This is a genomic window from Streptomyces sp. NPDC046716 (assembly GCF_040645755.1).
Taxonomy (GTDB): domain Bacteria; phylum Actinomycetota; class Actinomycetes; order Streptomycetales; family Streptomycetaceae; genus Streptomyces.
The window spans coordinates 27,700-29,755 of sequence record NZ_JBEYYU010000085.1; the positions used below are offsets into that span (position 1 = coordinate 27,700).

Below are 2,056 nucleotides of genomic sequence, written 5' to 3' on the forward strand. Positions count from 1 at the left end.
GACCCAGGGGCGCGGGGAACTGCGCGAGAAGCGGCCACCGGGCCGCGCACGAAGAACGACCCAGGGGCGCGGGGAACTGCGCGAGAAGCGGCCACCGGGCCGCGCACGAAGAACGACCCAGGGGCGCGGGGAACTGCGCGAGAAGCGGCCACCGGCCCGCGGACGAAGCGCGACCCAGGGGCGCGGGGAACTGCGCGGCCGGCCACGACGAGAGCCGCGCCCGGCGTACGACCCCGAGATCGCCGCCCCCCAGTGACACAGCACACTTCTGCGCACCGTTCACGCATGTTCTCCGCGCCCCCGGGCAGGGCCATCGACGTCACCCCGGGACACGCCGACCGGCGATCCCGTGGTGCACGGGGGCAGCTCATGAACGGAAGGCAAAACAGGACGTGTCAGCACAACAGACCATCCATGTCGACGGCGAGTGGCGCGGCGCCGCCTCAGGGGCGACCCGCGAGATCCTCGACCCGGCGGATGCCACACCGTTCGCCGTGATCGCCGAGGGCGACGCCGAGGACGCGGACGCCGCGATCACCGCGGCCCGCCGCGCCTTCGACGAGGGCCCCTGGCCGCACACGCCCGTCGCCGAGCGCGCCGCGCTGCTGCGCCGGGTCGCCGACCTCCTCGTCCGCGACCGGGAGAAGATCGGCCTCCTGGAGAGCCGCGACGCCGGAAAGACCGTCGAGGAGGGCCGCGTCGACGTCGACTGCGTCGCCGACGCCTTCCGCTACTTCGCCGACCTCGTCGTGGGCGAGGGCGCCGGACGCGTCGTCGACGCCGGGTCCGACGAGATCCACAGCGTCGTCGTGCACGAGCCCGTCGGCGTCTGCTCGATGATCACGCCCTGGAACTACCCGCTGCTCCAGGCGAGTTGGAAGATCGCCCCGGCGCTCGCCGCGGGCAACACCTTCGTGATCAAGCCGAGCGAGATCACCCCGCTGACCACGGTGGTGCTCATCGAGCTCCTGGTGGAGGCCGGACTGCCCGCCGGAGTCGCCAACATCGTGACGGGCCCCGGGAGTTCGGTCGGCGCCCAGCTCGCCGACCACCCCGACGTCGACCTCGTCTCCTTCACCGGCGGCCTGGTCAGCGGCACGAAGGTGGCCCAGGCCGCCGCCGCGTCCGTGAAGAAGGTCGCCCTCGAACTCGGCGGCAAGAACCCCAACATCGTCTTCGCCGACGCCTGCGAGACCGAGGACGGCTTCGACACGGCCGTCGACCAGGCGCTGAACGCCGCGTTCATCCACAGCGGCCAGGTCTGCTCCGCCGGGTCCCGGCTCATCATCGAGGAGTCGGTGCGCGAGCGATTCGTCGCCGAACTCGCCCGCCGCGCCGAGAAGATCCGGCTCGGCCGCGGCACCGGGAAGGACGTCGAGTGCGGGCCGCTCGTCAGCGAGCAGCAGCGCGACAAGACCGAGTCGTTCGTCGCCTCGGCCCTCGCCGAGGGCGCCGTGCTCCGGTGCGGCGGCAAGCGGCCCGAGCCCAGCGACGTACGCCCGGCCGCCGGGTACTTCTACGAGCCGACCGTCCTCGACCAGTGCCACCGCGAGATGCGCGTCGTGCGCGAGGAGACCTTCGGGCCGATCCTCACCGTCGAGACCTTCCGCACCGAGGACGAGGCCGTCGCCCTCGCCAACGACACCGAGTACGGGCTCGCGGGCGCCGTCTGGACCGCCGACGCGGGGCGCGCGCGGCGGGTCGCCGGGCGGCTGCGGCACGGGACCGTCTGGATCAACGACTTCCACCCCTATCTGCCGCAGGCCGAGTGGGGCGGGTTCGGGAAGAGCGGCGTCGGCCGTGAGCTGGGTCCCGCCGGGCTCGCCGAGTACCGCGAGACCAAGCACGTCTACCAGAACCTGGCGCCGAAGCCGGTGCGCTGGTTCGCGGGCTGATCTTTTCCGGGTCGTCGTTCGGGTGCGGCTCTCGTCGTGGCCGGTCGCGCAGTTCCCCGCGCCCCTGAAGGGCGCACCGACGTGGGCCTGCCAGGCGATGCCGCTCCAGGTGAACGTGATGATCAGGTTGATCACGAGCAGCCCGATGACCGGCCGCAGGT

General features: G+C 72.6%; 1 protein-coding gene and 2 pseudogenes. 2 read left to right on the forward strand and 1 reads right to left on the reverse strand.

Translation table 11 applies throughout. From position 1 onward, the window contains the following. Positions 1-256: pseudogene (locus ABZ930_RS37915) on the forward strand (hypothetical protein); the annotation flags it as partial. Between the two features lie 136 nt (positions 257-392). Beyond that, positions 393-1,895 carry an aldehyde dehydrogenase family protein gene (locus tag ABZ930_RS37920; protein WP_361558877.1) on the forward strand — a complete coding sequence of 501 codons (1,503 nt, stop codon included), beginning with the start codon at positions 393-395 and terminating at the stop codon, positions 1,893-1,895. A gap of 75 nt (positions 1,896-1,970) precedes the next feature. On the opposite strand, the pseudogene ABZ930_RS37925 reads toward ABZ930_RS37920, so the two are convergent. Next, positions 1,971-2,056: pseudogene (locus ABZ930_RS37925) on the reverse strand (rhomboid family intramembrane serine protease); the annotation flags it as partial.